General features: G+C 55.3%; 20 protein-coding genes. 8 read left to right on the top strand and 12 right to left on the bottom strand.

Translation table 11 applies throughout. The features are described 5' to 3' along the window. Nucleotides 1-73: 73 nt before the first annotated feature. The 5 genes from M5R41_13870 to M5R41_13850 form a co-directional block, all read right to left on the bottom strand. Nucleotides 74-1,384: a hypothetical protein gene (locus M5R41_13870; GenBank protein ID MCZ7557482.1), complete on the bottom strand. Its 1,311-nt coding sequence runs from the start codon at nt 1,382-1,384 to the stop codon at nt 74-76. 142 nt (nt 1,385-1,526) lie between these two features. Further along, complete coding sequence (locus tag M5R41_13865) at nt 1,527-2,114, bottom strand: AraC family transcriptional regulator (protein MCZ7557481.1); 588 nt, start codon at nt 2,112-2,114, stop codon at nt 1,527-1,529. Between the two features lie 20 nt (nt 2,115-2,134). Beyond that, complete coding sequence (locus tag M5R41_13860) at nt 2,135-2,587, bottom strand: SRPBCC family protein (GenBank protein ID MCZ7557480.1); 453 nt, start codon at nt 2,585-2,587, stop codon at nt 2,135-2,137. A gap of 258 nt (nt 2,588-2,845) precedes the next feature. Beyond that, a complete protein-coding gene (locus tag M5R41_13855; GenBank protein MCZ7557479.1) occupies nt 2,846-3,259 on the bottom strand; it encodes a hypothetical protein in 414 nt (137 codons plus the stop codon). 109 nt (nt 3,260-3,368) lie between these two features. Beyond that, on the bottom strand, nt 3,369-3,869 hold the full coding sequence (locus M5R41_13850; protein ID MCZ7557478.1) for a DinB family protein: 501 nt from the start codon (nt 3,867-3,869) through the stop codon (nt 3,369-3,371). A gap of 291 nt (nt 3,870-4,160) precedes the next feature. Here M5R41_13850 and M5R41_13845 point away from each other — a divergent pair, with 291 nt between their 5' ends. After that, nucleotides 4,161-4,484, top strand: a complete 324-nt coding sequence (locus tag M5R41_13845; protein MCZ7557477.1) for a hypothetical protein — start codon at nt 4,161-4,163, stop codon at nt 4,482-4,484. Between the two features lie 27 nt (nt 4,485-4,511). Here M5R41_13845 and M5R41_13840 read toward each other — a convergent pair whose 3' ends face one another. Beyond that, a complete protein-coding gene (locus M5R41_13840) occupies nt 4,512-5,153 on the bottom strand; it encodes a hypothetical protein (GenBank protein MCZ7557476.1) in 642 nt (213 codons plus the stop codon). Between the two features lie 137 nt (nt 5,154-5,290). Continuing rightward, nucleotides 5,291-6,091 carry a hypothetical protein gene (locus M5R41_13835; protein MCZ7557475.1) on the bottom strand — a complete coding sequence of 267 codons (801 nt, stop codon included), beginning with the start codon at nt 6,089-6,091 and terminating at the stop codon, nt 5,291-5,293. Nucleotides 6,092-6,515: 424 nt separating this feature from the next. Between M5R41_13835 and M5R41_13830 the strand changes: the two genes are divergently transcribed. Beyond that, nucleotides 6,516-7,397 carry a CPBP family intramembrane metalloprotease gene (locus M5R41_13830; protein ID MCZ7557474.1) on the top strand — a complete coding sequence of 294 codons (882 nt, stop codon included), beginning with the start codon at nt 6,516-6,518 and terminating at the stop codon, nt 7,395-7,397. On the opposite strand, the gene M5R41_13825 is transcribed toward M5R41_13830, so the two are convergent. Continuing rightward, nucleotides 7,394-8,896, bottom strand: a complete 1,503-nt coding sequence (locus M5R41_13825) for a right-handed parallel beta-helix repeat-containing protein (protein MCZ7557473.1) — start codon at nt 8,894-8,896, stop codon at nt 7,394-7,396. The genes M5R41_13830 and M5R41_13825 overlap by 4 nt on opposite strands. Before the next feature lie 133 nt (nt 8,897-9,029). On the opposite strand from M5R41_13825, the gene M5R41_13820 reads away from it, so the two are divergent. The 3 genes from M5R41_13820 to M5R41_13810 all read left to right on the top strand — a co-directional run bounded on the left by M5R41_13820 (nt 9,030) and on the right by M5R41_13810 (nt 11,448). Then, nucleotides 9,030-9,278: a hypothetical protein gene (locus M5R41_13820; GenBank protein ID MCZ7557472.1), complete on the top strand. Its 249-nt coding sequence runs from the start codon at nt 9,030-9,032 to the stop codon at nt 9,276-9,278. Nucleotides 9,279-9,447: 169 nt separating this feature from the next. Further along, the gene (locus M5R41_13815) at nt 9,448-9,987 is read left to right on the top strand and encodes a hypothetical protein (protein ID MCZ7557471.1); all 540 of its coding nucleotides are present in this window, start codon (nt 9,448-9,450) and stop codon (nt 9,985-9,987) included. 585 nt (nt 9,988-10,572) lie between these two features. Continuing rightward, entirely contained in the window at nt 10,573-11,448 is an 876-nt protein-coding gene (locus tag M5R41_13810; protein MCZ7557470.1) for a C40 family peptidase, read from the top strand. 160 nt (nt 11,449-11,608) lie between these two features. Here the strand turns inward: M5R41_13810 and M5R41_13805 are convergent, their stop codons facing one another. Next, nucleotides 11,609-12,235 carry a hypothetical protein gene (locus M5R41_13805; GenBank protein ID MCZ7557469.1) on the bottom strand — a complete coding sequence of 209 codons (627 nt, stop codon included), beginning with the start codon at nt 12,233-12,235 and terminating at the stop codon, nt 11,609-11,611. A gap of 448 nt (nt 12,236-12,683) precedes the next feature. Here M5R41_13805 and M5R41_13800 point away from each other — a divergent pair, with 448 nt between their 5' ends. Beyond that, nucleotides 12,684-13,145, top strand: coding sequence for a hypothetical protein (locus M5R41_13800; protein MCZ7557468.1), 462 nt, complete (start codon nt 12,684-12,686; stop codon nt 13,143-13,145). Here the strand turns inward: M5R41_13800 and M5R41_13795 are convergent. After that, the gene (locus M5R41_13795) at nt 13,131-14,312 is read right to left on the bottom strand and encodes a methionine aminotransferase (GenBank protein MCZ7557467.1); all 1,182 of its coding nucleotides are present in this window, start codon (nt 14,310-14,312) and stop codon (nt 13,131-13,133) included. The genes M5R41_13800 and M5R41_13795 overlap by 15 nt on opposite strands. Nucleotides 14,313-14,669: 357 nt before the next feature. Between M5R41_13795 and M5R41_13790 the strand changes: the two genes are divergently transcribed. Both M5R41_13790 and aroC read left to right on the top strand, forming a co-directional pair. Continuing rightward, nucleotides 14,670-16,484 (top strand): hypothetical protein, encoded by a 1,815-nt coding sequence (locus tag M5R41_13790; GenBank protein MCZ7557466.1) that lies wholly within the window; start codon nt 14,670-14,672, stop codon nt 16,482-16,484. 10 nt (nt 16,485-16,494) lie between these two features. Then, complete coding sequence (gene aroC, locus M5R41_13785) at nt 16,495-17,517, top strand: chorismate synthase (protein MCZ7557465.1); 1,023 nt, start codon at nt 16,495-16,497, stop codon at nt 17,515-17,517. Nucleotides 17,518-17,655: 138 nt separating this feature from the next. Here aroC and M5R41_13780 read toward each other — a convergent pair whose 3' ends face one another. Together M5R41_13780 and radA are read right to left on the bottom strand one after the other, a co-directional pair. After that, on the bottom strand, nt 17,656-18,132 hold the full coding sequence (locus M5R41_13780) for a TlpA family protein disulfide reductase (protein MCZ7557464.1): 477 nt from the start codon (nt 18,130-18,132) through the stop codon (nt 17,656-17,658). A gap of 221 nt (nt 18,133-18,353) precedes the next feature. Further along, a complete protein-coding gene (gene radA / locus M5R41_13775) occupies nt 18,354-19,712 on the bottom strand; it encodes a DNA repair protein RadA (protein MCZ7557463.1) in 1,359 nt (452 codons plus the stop codon).

The following is a 19,712-nucleotide window of genomic DNA, read 5'->3' as shown; positions in this document are numbered from 1 at the left end:
GGTGTTACAGAATGGTGAAAATGTGTTGCACAATTATTCACGCAGCTTGACAGCAGTGATTGCCGCATGAGCATCATTCCTGTGCCGCTTTCTGCAACGAGCTTGCAGGTGATATGGTCAGGTACAACTGGAATGACACAGGGTTCGCCCCGTAGTACTTCTGCATATCCGGAGAAAGTGTGTAGAGCGTGCCCTGTGCGCCGATTCTGGCATTCATTCCCGCGATATCGATCAGGCTCCTTGACAGACCAAGTGAAAATTGGCGGATGCGTTCCTTTCCTTCCGGGTTCTCGCTAATCGAAAGCTCGTGACGGATTTTATCCACCATTTCCGCGCGTCCATGCACGGCATACTTCGAGAAATAGAGCGACGCTTCGAGCACAAGACTCCCGGTCACACCGGTGTGGCTATCGTTATTCTGTCCCCATATAACCGCGGATTCGAAATACCCGGCACCTGATAGAGCCTGGGCATACATAAGCGACGCAGAGCTCCGCGTCACGTCAACGCCGTTATTCTCCGGATCGCGCAGCGCACCGACTGAGGCCTGCATTGACAACTGCCGCACCGGATTGACTGTGAAACGAATGCTTCGCGAAGTAAATCGGGGGGTATCGAAACCGAATCGCTCTTCGTTCGGCTCCCTTCCGTTGAATGCCGACAGTTCCAGTTTCAAGCGATCCCAGACAAGTCCACCGGTGAGTACTCCGAAACTCACATGCGTGGCATCCTGCCAGTGATGACTGATCGGTGCATCCGGATTGAATCCGGCGGAAGCGCGATGCATGAATGCCGGAGGACCCAATGCCGGCTCTCCGGGATAGCCGAGATACACAAAAGCGCTCAGACCCTTTGTCAGTCGATGATTGTACAGAGCGGAGAGTTCCGAAAAGAAGTCGTGCGGGTGCTGCCGATCAACCAGATGTTCGCCTTTCCAGGATTCTCCTGATTGCAGCAGCAAGGGATAGCCGTCGCCGCCTTCCGTGAATCGGTCGAGACTGAGCATGCTTCGGAATATCAACGTACCGTTATCGCTCGTCGGTCTGCGCACAGATGCCATGAACCAATTCGGCGCGCTGAACGCGGACTCGCCGCGAGGGCCTCCCTGCCGGGTAAAGCGCAGCGACACCGACCCGTGAATCATGGCCATCCATTCGCCGAGCTGAAACATCTTCATCGGGACTACAGAGCTTTCGGGCATCCAACTGCTGCCGGAGCCTTCTGAAAACACAGGATTGTGAGATAATTCATCAGACTGCGCTTTGCTGCCTGATGTTGAGTCGATTGCGCTTTTCTGTTTCTGGTGCGCATGATGATCGTGCTGCGCGTGCAGCAGGGTGGTTGTGAACAACGAGAGCAGAAGTATATACAGAAATGTTTGCATGATAGCCTCCATAAGGATATGAATGGTTTCATGCAAAGATGACACCCGGAGTTCAGCCGGGTGTTATAGAACTGTGAAAGAGATTTGCAGAATTATTGAGGTCGGAAAGGCGGGACTGGCGGAGGACCGATAAACACCGGTGTCAGCGCATGGGCTTCACATTGTCGATATGGTGCCGGTGAGCGCCCCCGAGCGACTTGAACTGCGTCGGCGACATACCTGTGACTTTGCGAAACTGATTCGAAACATGCGCTACACTGCTGTAACCCATGCGATAGGAAATTTCACTGAGAGTCAATTCGCCGTACTTCAGCAGTTCCTTCACATATTCGATTTTCTGGAGGATGATATACTGCTCGATTGTTACGTTCTCAATCGATGAAAAAAGCGTTGTGAGATAGTGGTACTCATGGCCGGTTTCTCGGGCGATAAATTCTGAATCGTTGATGGCCACCGGATTCTGCTCGTGGTCGTTATGTACCAACTTCAGCACCGCATGTTTGATGGCCTCGATGATTCTGACACGCTTATCCTGTATCAGTTCAAACCCGCTCTGTTCGAGCACCCCGCGTATGCTTTCCAACGCTCCGGCCTCCACCGTCCCGCTGATGACAGCCTCCCCCAGTACCACACTGCGCACATCGTGCCCGAGCTTGTCCAACTCCTCGCGAACTACACGAATACAGCGGGGACAAACCATGTTTTTGATATGAAGGACGGTATTTTTCATTCACGAGCCCGGCAATATTATCAGGAGGACGCTTGGAGATTTGTATGCTCGAGCTTCGCCTTCAGTCTGCGCACATCCTCACCCACCTGTTTCTGAAACATTGTCCTCAACATTGGTTTGAGCAAACGCATCACACCCCGCGGCTCGAGTGTGAGCACATAGGTGAATGTGGTCCCTTCGGCACTTTCCTGAAATTCGCGGAAACCATGACAGGGGACGGGGCCGGAGATCGAACGGAATGCCGTCCTTGCAACCGGATTGTATTCAGTGATTTCAGCCACGGTTGTGTTCTTCATCCCCATGCTGCGCATGACTTCGAAGGTGACCACACCCTTTGCGGGTTCATCCCTTCCTTCATAGCGCATTTCGACGACGCCTTTGCGCCATGCGGTGTCGTTGCGGTAATCGCCTGCATACGCGAATACTTCGCGTATCGGACGCGCGATGACTTCGCTTGCTGTTATGCTTATCACGTTGATCTGTGCTTTCAGTTGATGGTTTGAAGATTTCCGAAGGTCGTTCACCCGATCTTTGAGGATTCCTGTTCCAACGTGTCAGGTGTCGGTTACAAAATCGACCGTATCATAGCTTGTACGGTCAATCGTCCTTTCGGTTGCGGTCCTGAACGCCTGATGCTACCCGCATACCACGCCTCGCCAAACATACAGGTAAGGGACCTCCGCACTGACTCGGTGAACCGTAGCCCTGGGCCGCCCGGCACCACCACAGTCCTATCCCGCTTTGACCAGATTGGCCAGTGCGCGGAATTTCCCCGAGGCCTCTTCTATTTGCGCAAGATAGGGCTCCTTCTCGCCCGCATGCTCGAGCTGATGCAGATTCATGGCAACGCTCTCGACGTTGTACGCATGGAACAACATAGCACCCAGGTCCATTGCCTTTTCATCACCCAGCTCCTTTCGCAGCTTGTCCGGCAGTTCCTGCGCGTACAACTGCAATTCGCCGCAGCGGCCATGCGGCACCCCGCCGTCCCGAATTTCTGTTGATACAGCGGTCAGGCAGTCGCTGATGTTCATGAACAACTGCGACATGTCGCCTCTGCGCTCCTTGTCCGCTGTCCTGAGCTGATCCTTGAGGCCAAGCAGCGATTTGGAGACGTCGAGAATGGTTTTGAATATGTCAAACATGTACACTCCGAATTGTGGGGTTTAGCTTTTTCGCATGGTGGTATCCCGTTGCGCAATGGTAACTGTTGGCGCCGTCAATGGAACGTCGCGGACTGCACCAGGCCTACTCTCAGCCCAGCACCCGCATCGTCGTGCTGATTTGCCCTGCATGTCTTGCGGTATGCTCGCCGGCGTGATGCAGCAGACCCCGCACGGTGGAGGGATGCCCCGCGCGACCGACGGCCCTTCCGTGCTCCAGCTCCTCCGGCACGGTGCTCCGGAGCTGCGACAGCGCCCTGTCTATTGTGGCGTACAGCGTTGTCAAGAGCATCTCCACACGTACGTCAGGTGTACGCAGCTTTTCCACGTCGAGCGCCTCGCGTTGCGCATCGGACAGCGCTTCCCCTCGAGCGTAGGTCATGAGGCGATCGAGCGCTCCGGCCATGTGACGCACATGGAAACCGATGCTCGCCGCCTTGCCGGGCTCGGTCCACAGCGCATCCGGAGCAAGGCCTTCCGTCAACCGCTCCACATCCTCCCGCGCCTGCAGCAGCGCATGCGCCACCGGTTGCAGATCTGGGATGATGTCCGGGATTGAACCGCGAAGCCATACTTCAGGGATTGAGGCCATAACCTTGTCCTTCCATTGATGTCGTTTCATTGAAGATATGACACATCCGAATAAACCGGAAGCGGAGGTGGCTTTCCAGCATCTCCCATCGGCTACAATTCGGGTTCAGGGCGGCGGCGGTGGCTTCGAAGCAGCATCTGCGCTGGCATCCGTGCCAAAACGTCCCCCATGGCTTCTGGTGTAAGCGACCCTAAGGACTATCACCGCGCTCATACGTCGCCTAGGCGTGCATACCGCACTCTGCCCGCCGCTTCGTATTTTTCCCCTATCGGTCATCAACACGGATATCGCATGTCTCTCCCTCCCATGTCCATTTCCCAATCCCGCGTCATCTTCATCATCGCCGCCGCGGCGCTGCTGCTGCATACGCAGTTGTTTATTCCCTGGCTCAGCGAGGCGGCGGGTATCGAGATCATTGTGTCGTGGTTTCTGTGCGCGGGGCTCGGCGTGTTTCTCCCATTGCTGATTGCGGCCTGGGTGCTGCTCGAACGCGAAGGCCCGCTTCGTCCGTCCATCTGGCGGGAGCGGCTGCGCTCAAAACTCGATTCTTGCTTACTGCTTCCCGTTTCACTTACAACGGGACCACCGATTGGGGTCGACGGTCCCGTCATTTGACAATTACTACTTCTTATTCGGCTCACCCTATCCTTCCGGATTCCAGTGTTCCCAACAGATGTACAAGGCGTAGGCTACTGCTGACATACCCGCTGAGGACCTCTCCGCTTTTTTTCTGTCACAATCTGCATCCATTGATGCAAGATACGACGTATAATCTACACTACACGCATAAATTTCAGCCGATAGGCAACCGCCGACTTGTTTCGTGAGCGCGCTATATGTTGAATTTTTGGCAATGGAAATCGCCCCGAGAGCGATTGTCTCCTCTTCTTCCCAATTTTCGTGAACCATCGCATATTCAATCGAAAGCAGGGCGTTCATAATACCGGCTGAGTCAGTTGCTACCTCGAAGGCCTGACCGATTTGGTGAATGTAGCCCAGCTCACGCTGAGTACATCTAGGGGATGAATAGTTCGCGATATAGCTGTTCAACCATTGTTGAGATTCACCGGCGTGGAAGTTATTGGAGATCCACTGGATCAATGAGTCTGCATCGGCCATCGTGAGACCTAGTGAGTCATACAACGAATATATTCCATCCTTCAACGCGCTGGCTCGACCGGTTCCGCTCGTGTCATCAGCTGGGATGTAGTTGATAAGATATTCGAGCAGGTTGTTGTGCACTATGCCTGTCGAGTCATACGGGTTATTGCCGTTGAATGGCATGTGAATCGTAGCCGGCGCTTGATGGCTGTTGCTACCTGTAAGCGGCGTTTCGTCTTAGCACATTACGAAGAACAGCAAGACGAACGCCAACATTGAGCAAGAAACTGTGATCTTCATTGTTTCCTCCTGTTAAAGGTTCAGTGTACTCTATTCACTTCAAGCGTTAGCACGCCTGAAACATCAAGCGCAATTCCGTGTCGGCCTTTTCCTTGTTCTTTCCCCGGCGATGTAGCGACCTGTACCTGTATCATTGTTACGTTGCCTCCATCTACAACGATTGTCCCGTCAATCTCATGGATTGCGGGCAGGAGAGTGGATTCATTTGACGCCTTCGCATGTATGCGGATTCTCTGATCATGAAGTGTCGCGGTTTCTCGTTCTACGTTAATGTCAACCTGTTGAACAAAAATCCCTGGTATGGAAAAAGTCAGTAGTTTTTCCAATAGGGATTTCATTGCATCCTCCGATGTAGCGATATGCGGAAGGAGACGTTCTGCGCTCCAGATTGCCAATGATGGCGATGCCGATACGAGATTCCTCTCTCTCACCGTGAGATTCGGATCATGTTCCGATTCCAATTCAACTCCGATGCGCGTCGTACGGAATTCAAAGGTGTTGTGAATCACCCCGGGATACATACTCTGCTTCGTGTAAAAGCTACTGACTGTGACGTCGCTGCAGGAATGAATACCGATTTTTCCTGCCTGGGAAACGCTGTCAAATTCCAGGGTCGTGTGTAAATCGCAGGTGTCTCTGAAGCTCAAATCCGAACTCTGATCCGTCTTGTTAAACTGGAAACTGGATCCGTTTGATGGCAACTCCGCCAGATCTGATTGCACATGCCGTATAATGTTGGGTCCCACAATGGTTGGACCTGAACCGCTGCCATGCTGATTATATCGTTCAACGCCGATGATCCGTGCCTTTGCGGTGATCACCGCCTGACTGTATGCCGTATCCGCGAGGGTGATCAGAGCGACAACAGGTAGCACGATCACACAAAGAATATTCAAGCTTCGTCTGCACATGGCGCACCTTGGTTCCAATTCAGAAATTCTCGCATCGACGGGGCCTTCGCTGGATGTTGTGCGCTCACCAACCTTCGGATGAAGGGGATACCTACAGCAAGCGACAGAATATGGCGCATTTCTCGCAACTCCTAATCATACTAACAAGGTCGGATTGTCTTATATAAAACGTAACGTATTGCCCGTACCGCTCTTCTGCTCTACCCCTTCACGGGTACATCTGCATTTTCGGATCCAACAAAGACCTCACGTACTAGTTGCTTTTAACGTAAAAAAAAAACAGAAATGCAAGCGTTTGATGTCTTCTGGTAAAAAGAATTTTCGGTACGGCGTGATGAAGCGGATCAGAGAGATTACCTCTGCCTCGAGCTGTCTCGAAAGCACGCCTCCACCGGCGACGACGTTCAAGCTGTCACCTACCCTCCCGCATCCGCATCTCCATCGTGCATACCGCACTCTGCCCGTTGCTTCGTATTTTTCCCCTATCGGTCATCAACACGGATATCGCATGTCTCTCCCTCCCATGTCCATTTCCCAATCCCGCGTCATCTTCATCATCGCCGCCGCGGCGCTGCTGCTGCATACGCAGTTGTTTATTCCCTGGCTCAGCGAGGCGGCGGGTATCGAGATCATTGTGTCGTGGTTTCTGTGCGCGGGGCTCGGCGTGTTTCTCCCATTGCTGATTGCGGCCTGGGTGCTGCTCGAACGCGAAGGCCCGCTTCGTCCGTCCATCTGGCGGGAGCGGCTGCGCTTCAGGGCGATGAACCGCGAGGACTGGATGTGGACGCTCGGCGGGGTGCTTGCCATCGGAACGCTCAGCATGGTGATCATGAAGCTGATCGAGGCCTTCGCCGGCGCGGTGCATACGCAACCGCCGTTCATGCGCTTCGAGGTGCTGGGGCCCGGCCGCTACTGGATTCTCCTCGCCTGGCTGCCGTTCTGGCTGCTCAATATCATGGGAGAGGAAATTCTGTGGCGCGGCGTCATGCTGCCCCGAATGGAGGAGGGCATCGGCAGTCACGCCTGGCTGCACCACGCGCTGGGTTGGACGGTGTTTCACGTCGCCTTCGGCTGGCAATTGCTGCTCACGCTGCTGCCGATACTGTTCATTCTGCCCTTCATCGTGCAGCGGCGCGCGAATTCCTGGATTGGCGTCATCATTCACGCCGTGCTCAACGGCCCGGCCTTCGTGCTCATCGCCCTTGGCGTGATCTAACGCACAACACTGATAATGCTCCGCCGCTGGGGTTGCGACGCGAGCACCAGCAAATACACACCCTTGGGCAACGCGGCGGCTTCCAGTCGTCCGCTCAGTACGCCCGCAGCGCTGTGACGCAACGGAATCCCGGCGATCTTTTTTCCGAGCATATCATACAGCAGCGCGACATCCTCGTTCTCTCCCGCAGCGAACACGCGAATGCTTGCGCCGTCACCGACGGGATGAGGATAGATCTGCATTCCCGTCTCGCGCGCGGGAAGCATTGCCTGCACAATGGTGGTCGCGGGATTGCCCTCTATCGCGCCGATGGAGGGAGGCGCGTTGTAGCGCTGGCCGGGAAGATCGAAGCGCAGTTCCGGGATGCTCAGCCCGGCACCGATGGCGGGAGAAGCCGCGAGCGGCGCCACATCGTTGGCGGCGATGTCGCGCAGCATCGGATTGGTCCGATACCGTCCGTTCGTTTCCGTCGAGGGCAACGAGGGACCGGCCCACGAGGGTTGCTCGCTATTGTACCAGAGGTTGTTCGCGAAGGTAAAGGTTTCGGGACGGGTGTTTCCTCCGATGTTGACGGAGGGTGAAATCGCCCGATTGTCGACGACGACCAGATTGTTGCGGAAGCTGTTGTCTCCGCATTGCAGGAAGCGGGCATCGGTGGTCTCCTGCAGAATGCGTATCACCCATTTGTCCGGATACAGCACGGTGTTGTTCGCAACGTCGCAATGCACCGCGCCTACATAGGCAAAGGGAGTCATGCCGCCGCGGAAGAGATTGGCGTAAATAAATATGCGCGCCGCTTCGAAATTGGCATCGCTCGGCCGGAAAAATGCCAGACCCGTCGATCCACCGATATTGATGGCCCGTTGACCGCCGTTGATAAAACGGTTGCGGGTGATGAGAATGTCGCTCGTGCCGCCCTTGGCCTGTATGCTGTTCGATCCGCCATTGGTGAAGACGTTGTTCTCGAACAACCCGTCATGACAGCCCACCATGTCTATCATGCTGCCTCCGGGCGAGCCGTTCAGAAAAACGCAGTCGCGTACGACAAAGTCATCCACACCGGACATTTTCAGCAGGTCGTTGTTTCCCGTCGCGTTGATATCGCGAAAGGTGCACTGCTCGATGATGATATCATGCGCCGGTGTATCCATACTACCGGCATCGTCGATGTTCACGCCATTGCCGGTCTGACCCTCGAACACCAGTCCCCTGATCTTGAGATACGCCGGATCGCTGAATTGCAGCGCCGTGCTTCCGCCTGTGATGCGGGCTTCCCCGGAGGCGGGACCGGTGATCACTATCCATGCATCCGATCTTCCCTGGAGATTGCTGATATACGAACCACCCGCATGCGTACCCGCCATGAAAAGCAGCGTATCGCCGGGTCTGGCGTCCACGGCGGCCGCCTGTAACGAAGCGTAGCCGCCCGGGCCGATGCGCAGCACTTGTGCGCCGAGTGAGCACGGAAGCAGCAGCAAAAGAAGTGTGAACGCTTTCATCTTGTACCTCACAAAATCAGGGACGCGGAAATCCATTGCACGATTGTCTGAATCCTATATATTTCTTTTCCCATTGACCGGCAAATCGGGAGTCGCCGCCGGTCGCCACATCACACTGTACAGGGAGTACACCATGAACCAGCACCCGGATTTCGAACTGGACGGTTTCTTCGACGACGACGGAAACCGCTACGACCCCGTCACCATACCCAAGCCATCTCTGTGCGTCGTCTGCAAAATGGACACGAGCGAGCATCCCATCGAGTCCATTCTCTGCACGCTCGCGCGCCTCGATCACATGATTTGCGAGCCGCGCGCCGAATTCCAGTGCGGCAGCTTCGCACCGCGCGAGGGCTGTGACTGCGGACGCGGTAACTGCTGAGCGACGCTGCAATTTCCTGCGATGGGGCGGGTAAGGGGCACTGGTCCTTGATCCGCACCGATCGCTCCCACTCTTCACTCGCATGCTGCCCCGATTACTCCGGGCAGCCGGCACGGACATTTTCCCGCAGATAAAAAATGAAACACAAATTACTCACAGAGGTGATAGTATGATCAAGCCGTATTCCTCACGTCTCGTGGTCAATGTTCGCAGCATCGAGCTGCGGATGATGCTCTTTATTGAAAAACGCCTTGCGATAGCCGAGGGCTGGTTCAGGATACCGCGTGGTCGCTCCGGTGCATGCGAACCGGGTTTTCTACAGCTTCGTGCCGCAAGATGCAAACCCATCGCCATCCCTCTCCCTCCTGACGCGCGTATAACGGCTCCACTATTTCGACCTCAGCGGGTGAACATGAATGAGTATTTTCGGCACCTCGGCTGCACGATACAGGAGATTCCTCCTGAAGAGGTTGAAGCCTTCAGGGAGCGTATGCGCGAAGAAGCAAGACTCGCGGGAGCCGTTTTCCATGAGCCCCCGCATGATTCCCGGGACAACGCGGCAGGCACACGATACTACAGCGTGAGGATTGATCTTTCTGGTGCGGGCGTACCTCTCATAGAATATCAACAACCATCCCGACCCGAGTCGGTGCACGACGCTCTCGCGCGCTTTGGTTTCTATTCCGGCAAGCCCAGGTATATGAACTAGACGCCCTTCGTCGGTCCCCGAGCATCCCTTCAACGGTCCCTGAGCGAAGCCGAAGGGACGCGCACGGGCCGCCCGGTCCCTGAGCGAAGCCGAAACCACCCTCCCTCGGGCAGGGCCAGGGGTGTGCATTGTGGCGCGTTTTGTAAAAAATGTTCAAAGAAGCGACACAATGGCGGAAAAAAATAATTCGGATAATTCGGGTACCCGCAAGCCGCGTGTTCACAGGGGTGTACGCCCGGCGATCAGCATCTCAGGCCGTATTTATGCGCTTGCGCCGCTTCTTGCATTTTTCCGCAACCGCCGGTAACTTTAGATACCTAGGAGTATGTTTTACATCTCCGTCGAATCCATCGTGCATCGGATCACATGACCGGTGCCATCACTGTTTCAAATTACGAACGTCACAGCTCCTGTTGCATCATTGTTTCCACACAGCCGAATGACGGTACCGACACGCAAAGAGAATCAGAAAGATATCTCCCGCTGGGGTGGTATGTCTCCGATTTCCTGACGGTACCTCGGTCGCACGGAAGCAGTAGCAGGTAACGGCGTTCTTTCCCATTCACTAATGAGAAGGAACCACAGGTGAGACTGACGCTCCGATTTCCGCGTTCTTTCATATTGTTGCTTCCCCTGGCAGGCCTGCTCTTCGGAGCCTGTTCCTCGCTCGAACCCCTGCCACGATTCAGAACCTCAAGCACGTCTTTCGCTCCCGACCAGCTCCCGCAGGCACAGCGCTCCTCTAAAGACCTCATCGATCCCGCGACCGTCGCATCCTACTCCAATATCAAGGAACAGGCAAAACTCAACGCCGATCTTCCCGCAGATCAGGACGAAGTGAAGCGACTGATCGTGAACCAGTCAGCCAGCACGCTGTCGTTGCGTGTGGATGAACTCGGCCTCGATGTGGAGGAAGTGGAGGACGAACTCGCCGAGGGTGACGACTTTGATGGCGAGGATGTCCCCGCCGTGAGTCCGTTGGTCATGGAAAAGGTGATTTCCCAGACTATGGCCAATGCCGAAAAATCGGCGCTCGAGGCCAATCCCTCGATCAACCGTCCGGAAATGATGCGGGAAATCATCAACCTGCTCGGCCTGACCTATCGTTACGGCGGTATGGATGCCACGCGTGGATTGGACTGCTCGGCCTTTACCGGCACCGTGTACAACCGCGCTCTCGGACTTCGTTTACCGCGCAGCTCGAACGAACAATTTCGCGTCGGGGACACGATCAAGCGCGATGATTTAAAGGTCGGCGACCTTGTCTTTTTCAAAACCCGCCGTCGCCGCGCCGCTGTTTCGCATGTCGGTATTTACGTTGGAGAAAATCTCTTCGCGCATGCGAGCACGAAGTACGGTGTCATCATTTCCAGTCTGGATCATCCCTACTACAACCGGACCTATGTGGGTGCACGTCGCCTCGTCAAGCTCGATGCGGGGGAAGCACAGGCCAGCCGCTGAATCACACCTCCGATGAGAACGTTGCGGTGATTCTTCACCGCATAACAAAGGGCGCGGATTTCCGCGCCCTTGTTCGTTTATACCGTGCATCACCCCATCCGGCAATGCAATGCGGAGGAAAAGGCTTCTATCGAGCGATACACTCCGACTGACGATGTTGTTACTGCGCTTTGAATTCCTTGTCAATGATGTCGATCGCACCCGGGTAGGTAATATCCCCGAGCGATGTGCGAATGCGCGGAGTCGCTCTCAGGGTGATGCGTGACGGCGAGCTGTTCACCCCCCCCAGCGCAAGCGCGAGATTCACCACGCTTTCATAACCTTTGTCCTTGAAAAACTTCGCCAGATCCAGATTCATTTGCAGGGGAATGATGCTCTGTTGACCCGTTCCCGGAATGGTGATGGGATCGGTGATATTGCCGTTGATCGTCAGCGTGTTGTCCAGTATCAGTGTCCAGGCGAAACTGGTGAGCGTCGCGCTTGTCTGCGGCGTACCACCGGTGCCGTCGTTGGGATTGATGGCAGCGACATTCAATGTGAACGATGCGGGAAACTCTCCGCGCGCGAACCCGGCGGCAAGTTTCGCTCCGTCCATCACACTGAAATCGGACAGAGAAGACTTGTTCGAAAGATTTACACCCATCAGGGAAAAGCCATTGACGGATTCCAATTTGAATTTGCAGCGACTGAGATTGGTGATGGATTTCTGCATTTCTTTTAACACATTGCACGAGCCCAACAGCAGGGTTGAGAGGAGGAGAAGCGGTATGGAAATGCGCCTGATCATGAAGTCTCCGAAGTGGTTTGGAAAGAGCTTCAATATACCGAGTGGTCAACGGAAGTTCAATCTGCCTCCAAGAGCCACGCTGAGTACACCTTCGCATGCATCGTCTCTTACGGCACTTTCTGCGGCAAGAATAGTTTCCAAAATCCGGTGGCGCCATCGCGCGCAGCTTAGATTTCGTCAATGACAGCGGGTCGTTGTGATGCAGTCAAGTTCCGTCTTACTGAGTGTGCCTGCCAGTCCACATGGGCGGTCACCGGCCCATTTCGTAAGTGACATCACAGCAATGAGATCATCCGCGCAATGGTTCGTCTCCCCGGGCTGATGGTCGGAACACTCGGGACGACTCTGTTGCCGTTTTTTTGACTTTACAGAGACTTTCCGTTGCCGTACATTGTAGGTCCGACAATCACAGACGTTTCATTGACCGAAAGCAGCACAAGGAGGAATTATGAGCTTACCACGCTTTGAACACGAATGGGACGGCTTCAAAGGTCACGTTGCCGTGAAATGGGATCAGCTCAAGGACGAAGAGCTCATCAACATCAAAGGCAATTTCTCCGGGCTGATCGACTTGATTTCCGAGCGCTACGGAGAACAGAAAGCCGTCGTCGAATCTAAACTGCATGATCTGTACGCCACCTATCTCGAAACCAAGGAACGCATAGCGCAGGGCTTCGACGATCTCAATACCCGTTCGCAGGATTTCGCGGACAGCATCAAGGCGAAAGCCTCTCAGTTCCAACGCAATGCGCGGGAGCAGATGAACAGGCTCCGTGAGGAAAATATTGATCCCGCCCTGCGCAAGTCCGAAGATTATATCAAGATTCACCCGTTCAGCACTGTACTGGGCGCTTTCGGTGTCGGTCTGCTCATCGGCGGACTCATCGGTCTGCTCTCAAATCGCGACTAATGCGCTTCGGAGGCGTCTCAATCCTTCCGTCAGCGTCTCCTCGCGTTTCGCAAAGCATAAGCGCAGCATGAATGAACCCTCATTGCTGCGTCCGTAAAACACCGAAGGAGGGATGACCGCGACGCGGTACTCCCGTATCAGGTGCTCCGCAAGCTCGATATCCCCGCGGCCGACGGTCGCGGGGATTCTCATCATGGTGAAATACGTGCCCTCCGGCTGTATGCAGTGGTAGCCCGTGTCCGTGAGCTCCCGCAACAGCAGGTCTCGTTTACCCTGATACGCCACCCTGAAATCCGGCAAATATTCGCTCAGGCGACGAAGCGCCTGCGCCATGGCCAGTTGCGCTGGAGTATTCACCGCAAACGTCGCAAACTGATGGACACCCCGAATCGCGGCGGTCAGTGGACCGGCAGCCATGGCATAACCGATTTTCCATCCCGTCATGCCGAAAGTCTTTCCCGTTGACGACACGGTCACGGTACGCTCACGCATACCCTGTAACGATGCGAATGGTATATGCCGTGCGTGGCCGTACGTCAGAAATTCATACACCTCATCGCTTACCACGAGGAGATTGTGCTCCATTGCCGCCGCGGCGACCACGCGGAGCTCCTCATCGGAAAAGACGCGCCCCGTTGGATTGTGCGGCGTATTGAGCAGAATCAGGCGTGTGCGCGGAGTGATAGCAGCCTCCAGTGCTTGCGCCTCTATACGGAAATCGGGAGCGTGCAGGGTGACGAAGCGGGGCGTCCCTCCGGCAAGCCGGACATCGGCAATATACGCATCGTAGTACGGTTCGAAGAGAATAACCTCGTCTCCCGGATTGACCAGGGCCAGAACTGTGGACAGCAATGCTTCCGTCGCTCCCGCAGTCACAGTAATTTCCTCCTCGGTATCCCATTCCAGCGACCAGTATTCTCGTTGATACGCTGCAATGGCCTTACGCAACGCTGCTGTACCTTGCATGGGCGCGTACTGATTTCGTCCGGATCGCAGAGCCCTCGCGTATTCTTCCACCAGCCATTCGGGCCCGTCAAAATCCGGAAATCCCTGGCCCAGATTCACCGCGTCGTATTGCTGCGCCAAACGGGTCATGACGGAAAATATGGACTGTCCGAGGCCTTCGATGCGCCCGGCGCCGATGCGTCGCGAAAAGGTGCTGCTCATTGTATCCTTACGGTTTGAGTACTGAACCATGGTCAATGAAAAAATACGGAACTTCGATCTGAAAATGTGCTCGGAATACTGCGGGAATATCGCGGTATGTGGAATGTCGCACTTCCTGGTATCGGGCAGCATGCCGCAGGCAGCGCGTTTGATCCGCACTGCTGCGTACGACGACGCGGGGCGCTGCTCTGTTGTGCCGCAAAGCTCCCTCTCGTTCCCGGGAATCCCTCCTGCGTTCAGACGATCATCATGATGGCTTTTTGCCGCGCGTTCTGCATCTCAGCAGGGCAGGTAAAGCGGACACGTTGATTTTTTTTGTACATTGCGTGTTCGATACCGCCACAAGCGACAGCCCGCATGAATCGCTCCCTACTACTCATCGGTCACAGAACTTCAGGAAAAACCACTCTTGGCCGTCTCCTCGCCGCCGATCTCACCTTTCCATTCATCGATCTGGATGATGAAATTCAATCCCGAACTGGTACATCCGCTGCAACATGGGTCCGAGACGACGAAGCCGCTTTCCGTACCCTGGAGGTTGAGACGCTCGCGTCGGTCCGCGCAAGCACCTCCACTGCAGTAATATCCGCAGGCGGTGGATTACGCGACATCCCCGCCGATATCTTCGTGATCTGGATTTACCGCGAGGGATGGGAAGAGGATGCCCTTGCCACGCGCGCGCGTCTCAAACCGGATATTTCTGCGGAGGAGGAAATCACCTGGATGAAAACGAGCCGTGAAGAGCACTATCGACGATCAGCGCATGTTCAACTCCGTATCGAGCGCGGTTGCGGCATTGAGCAGGCTGCCACGCGCCTGCGAATTCTGGCTGACTGGCTGATTTCGGCCCATGCATCACCAGTCATGCGTATGAGTTGGATGCGACCCCGTGACAAAGACGATCTTCCTCGTTGTGTTGCTCAGGCGAAGCTATTTGGTATGGCTGGCGTCGAGATCCGGTCAGACATGTTCAATGAAATACCGGAAGTGCCTGTCCCGGTCCTTGCTTCGCTGCGCAGTAAGGACTCCGGCTTCTTCGCGCGTGCCACGCGCGCGGACATGTTTGATTGTGATACCGCTTTTATACAGCATCTCGACTTGCGCGGCATCGAACCGCGGCCGTTGATTTTCTCCACACATCCGGACGATGTGTACAAGGAATTCTTCGAGTATCTCATATCGCTTCCGGATTTCATAGCGACCTCCTATCCCGCCTGGAGTGCGCAGCTCATGCTGAAGTATGCTCCGCGCGTCAAATCCTGGGTCGAATTGCGCTATGCCAATCAGCTCTACAAAGTGCATGAGAAAGCCGGAAACAGGATCAACTTCTTCCCGCAGGGTAAACGGTGGAATTGGATGCGCATCCAACGCCTTTTCGCGGGAAACGCGATCAATTTCATCAGCAGCGGTTGTCTTGAACGCTCACAGCTCCCACCGGGGGTGGATTACTTCCTCCCGCACTGCACCGCCAAGCCACCCGTTTCATTCTATGGAGTGATCGGGGGACAAGTAGATGAAAGTATCGGCGATATTTTTCACACAGCCTGTGCTCCTTTCTCGGAAATCGACAGCGTCTATGTCAAAATCCCTCTCGCTGCCGCCGAGATAGATAATTGCCTGCATTTACTGCCGCAGATCGGTTTCAAAGGACTTTCGGTTACTGCTCCGCTCAAACGCGCAGTGTATGAATCCAACTTTGTCGGCTGCGAAATCGATCTGAAAGCGGGGAACACCCTCGCACTTATCAAAGGGAGCTTCCTGCTCTTCGACACGGATGAAGACGGGATGACGGCAGCTCTTGAGGAGATCAAGCAGAAGGGCATTATTCCCGGCACAGCAGTGGTTTTCGGAGAGGGGGGAGTGTCCGACGCTCTCTGCCGCGCGCTTGCCAAGGACGGCTGGCAAACCGTAAAGACCGTGAGCGCGCGTCGCGGCTGGGACGGACAACAGACGGAGCATTACAATCTCATAGTCAACGCTTCCGGACAAAATGCCTCCGAGGGCGCCCCCTCCTGTGACGCCTGGTTCGACCTGCGCTATCGCACGATTGATCCCGCACCCGTCCAAGCCGGCGCGTTTTTCAATGGCATGACGTTTTATAAACATCAGGCTGCAGCACAGAGAAAAATCTGGCAGCTCGGGACGAACGACGCATTGCTCACAACGTTTTAATGACACACACATGCGCGGCAACAGCTTCGGTAACCTTCTTGTTTTGACCAGTTTCGGTGAGTCGCATGGCCCGGCGATCGGAGCGGTTCTCGACGGAGTACCTGCCGGAATCCGACTCACGACTGAACATATCACAAGCGCGTTGCGCCGACGCCGCCCGGGTCAGTCCGTCGTCACCTCGCAACGCGCAGAGGAGGATGTCCCGGAAATACTCAGTGGCGTTTTCAACGACACCACTTTGGGTACTCCCATCGCGGTCATCGTAAGAAACATGGATGCGCGAAGCGTCGATTATTCTCCTGATATTCACCGCGTGGGCCATGCGGACAAGGTCTGGGAAAGGAAATTCGGTGTGCGTGATCATCGCGGCGGTGGACGATCCTCGGGACGCGAGACGCTGGCGCGTGTCATTGGTGGAGCGATCGCTGAGCGTATTCTTCCCCAGGGCGTTGAAATTACCGCTTTCGTTAGCGAGGTTGGAGACATTCGCGCCACACTGCCAGAAACACCGATTACACGCCAAATTGTTGACTCCTATGTCAGCCGTTGTCCCGACCCGGCGGCAGACAAACGCATTGCGGAGGAACTGAAGCGCTGCGCGAGCGAAGGGGATTCGCGGGGAGGAGTAATAGAGCTCCGTATCGATGGTGCGCCCGCCTGCCTGGGTGAACCCGTATTCAACAAAGCGAAAGCACTGCTCACAGCGGCCATCATGAGTATTGGCGCCGTAAGCGGTGTTACCCTCGGAGGCGCGTTCGAGGATGTCCGACTGCCCGGCTCAGCGTTCCATGTACAAAAGGAGGGGAGTGATGCCGGCACCGGACTGCTTTCGCATGGCATTCAGGGTGGAATAACCACGGGAGAAAGGATAACGCTGTCCGTCGCCATCAAACCGACGAGCACGGTAGGACGAATGGCACAGCAGGGGAGGCATGATCCCTGCATCGCTCCGCGCATTGTACCCGTCATCGAAGCCATGGCAGCCCTCGTGCTGGCGGACCTCTATCTTGCACGGCGACTCGATACCACGTAAGCTCTCACCGCACGCGTGCCCAACCCCACCCGAAGCTCCATCAATGATCGAGACATCGTTCGCCTATGCCAACGCTTCAAAGAAAAATGACAGCGCCGAGCTGTCATTTTCTTTTTTACCAGAACCCGGGTGAATGCGTCAGAGCAGCTTCTCGAATCTCTTTACGAGGTCTTTCTCCGACATGGCGCCGACATGCGAATCCACGATCTTTCCCTTCCGGTCGATGATAAAGGTGGTGGGAATGGATCGTATATTCCCGTACGACTGCGCGATTTTCTGGTCGCCGAGCAATACCGGATAATTTATGTTGTTGCTCTTCAGAAAAGGACGCACCACATCCCATCCTTTATGGTCAAGGGAAATGCCGACAATCTCGACACCCTTTGCTTTATAGTTTTTATACACACGGATAAAGTCAGGAATCTCCGCGCGGCAAGGGGGACACCAGGTGGCCCAGAAATTCAATACGATGATTTTTCCCTTGAAGTCTGCCAGGGAGACGTCCTTCCCTTCAGCATTTTTCAGCGAGAACGCCGGTGCCTGCTCTCCTACCTGAGCGTGAAGCGAAGCGGCCGCGAACAGGAGAACGGCGAGAGTGAGCTGCAGTCGTTTCATGAGTTTCCTTGAGAATTTGAATTGGGACAATACATAAAGCAATATACAGAAAATGCCGCCGGATAAGTTCCCCGGAGAATTTTTTGCCCTGCTCCCCGCAGACGCGAACATCAAACTCTGCCCTCATTCGGCTAAATGACTCCGGGGTGCTGCGTGGCGCTTCTGGAAACAGCAACACGGTGGCAAGACGAAGCTACAGACAAGGCAGACTATCCGCACAATTATCTGAGCAGAATTTCAATCGCTTCGGGAAGGAGTTCGACCTCCACGACCTCGATATCTTTCCGTTTCGACTCGGCGAGGTTGCCCGAGGGAAGCACAATGCGCTTGAACCCGAGTTTGGCCGCTTCCGCAACGCGCTTTTCCAGCTGACTGACGGAGCGTACCTCACCTCCCAGCCCCACCTCCCCGACTATGGCCGTCGCATGATCTATGGGGAGATCCCTGGCACTTGACACCACTGCGGCACATACCGCAAGGTCAATAGCCGGCTCGTCTATACGTACCCCTCCGGCAATATTGACGAACACATCGTATTGACCGACACGCAAACCATAGCGCTTTTCAAGTACAGCCAGGAGAAGCGAAACACGTCTGGCATCCAGGCCGGCGACCGTGCGCTGCGGCATGCCGTAATTGCTCGGCGTGACAAGCGCCTGCACCTCGATGAGCAGGGCACGTGTTCCTTCCAGACTCGTACTGACGCAAGCCCCTGAAATTCCGCGCGAACGCTCGGAAAGAAAGACCTCGCTGGGATTGCTGACCTCGCGAAGACCGTTTTCCCGCATTTCAAAAATGCCGATCTCATTCGTGCTGCCGAATCGATTCTTCAGACCTCTGACAATGCGGTACGCATGATGATGATCACCCTCGAACTGCAACACAGTGTCCACCATGTGTTCGAGAACCCTCGGTCCCGCGATCACGCCGTCCTTCGTCACATGACCGATGATGAACATTGGAATGCCGCTCGACTTTGCCTGGCGTAAAAGAACGGCCGTGCATTCACGCACCTGCGATATGCTGCCCGGTGCGCTTTCGAGTTCCGGGCGAAACACGGTCTGGATTGAATCCACGATGACAAGGTGCGGTTTGTGCTCATCGATTGCAGCGGAAATGCTGTCGAGATTCGTTTCCGCCAGGACCAGAAAGTCGTCCGACTGTACACCGAGACGGTCCGCACGCAACTTGATCTGCCTGAGTGACTCCTCGCCACTGATATACAGAATGCGAACCCCGATATGACTGCGCTGTCCGAGTTGCATCATCAGCGTCGATTTGCCTATTCCGGGATCGCCGCCCAGCAGCATGACAGAACCGGATACGATACCTCCTCCCAGAACCCTGTCCAGCTCGGTCAGACCGGTTCCCAGACGTTGGTCGTCCGCGGCCGCTATGGCGGTTACCGGCTGCACACGCGCATCGGGAAGTGCCGCGCGCGCGCCTCGGCCGGGGATGTTCTGCCGGATCACCTCCTCGACAAAGGTGTTCCAACTCCCACAGGAATCACATTTACCGCTCCATCGCGCACTTGTGGCACCGCAGGACTGGCAGACAAACTGTGTTCGTTGTTTTGCCAC

This window comes from Bacteroidia bacterium (assembly GCA_027493955.1).
Classification (GTDB): domain Bacteria; phylum Bacteroidota; class Ignavibacteria; order SZUA-365; family SZUA-365; genus JAOSJT01.
This window is presented reverse-complemented; position numbering and strand designations above follow the sequence as displayed.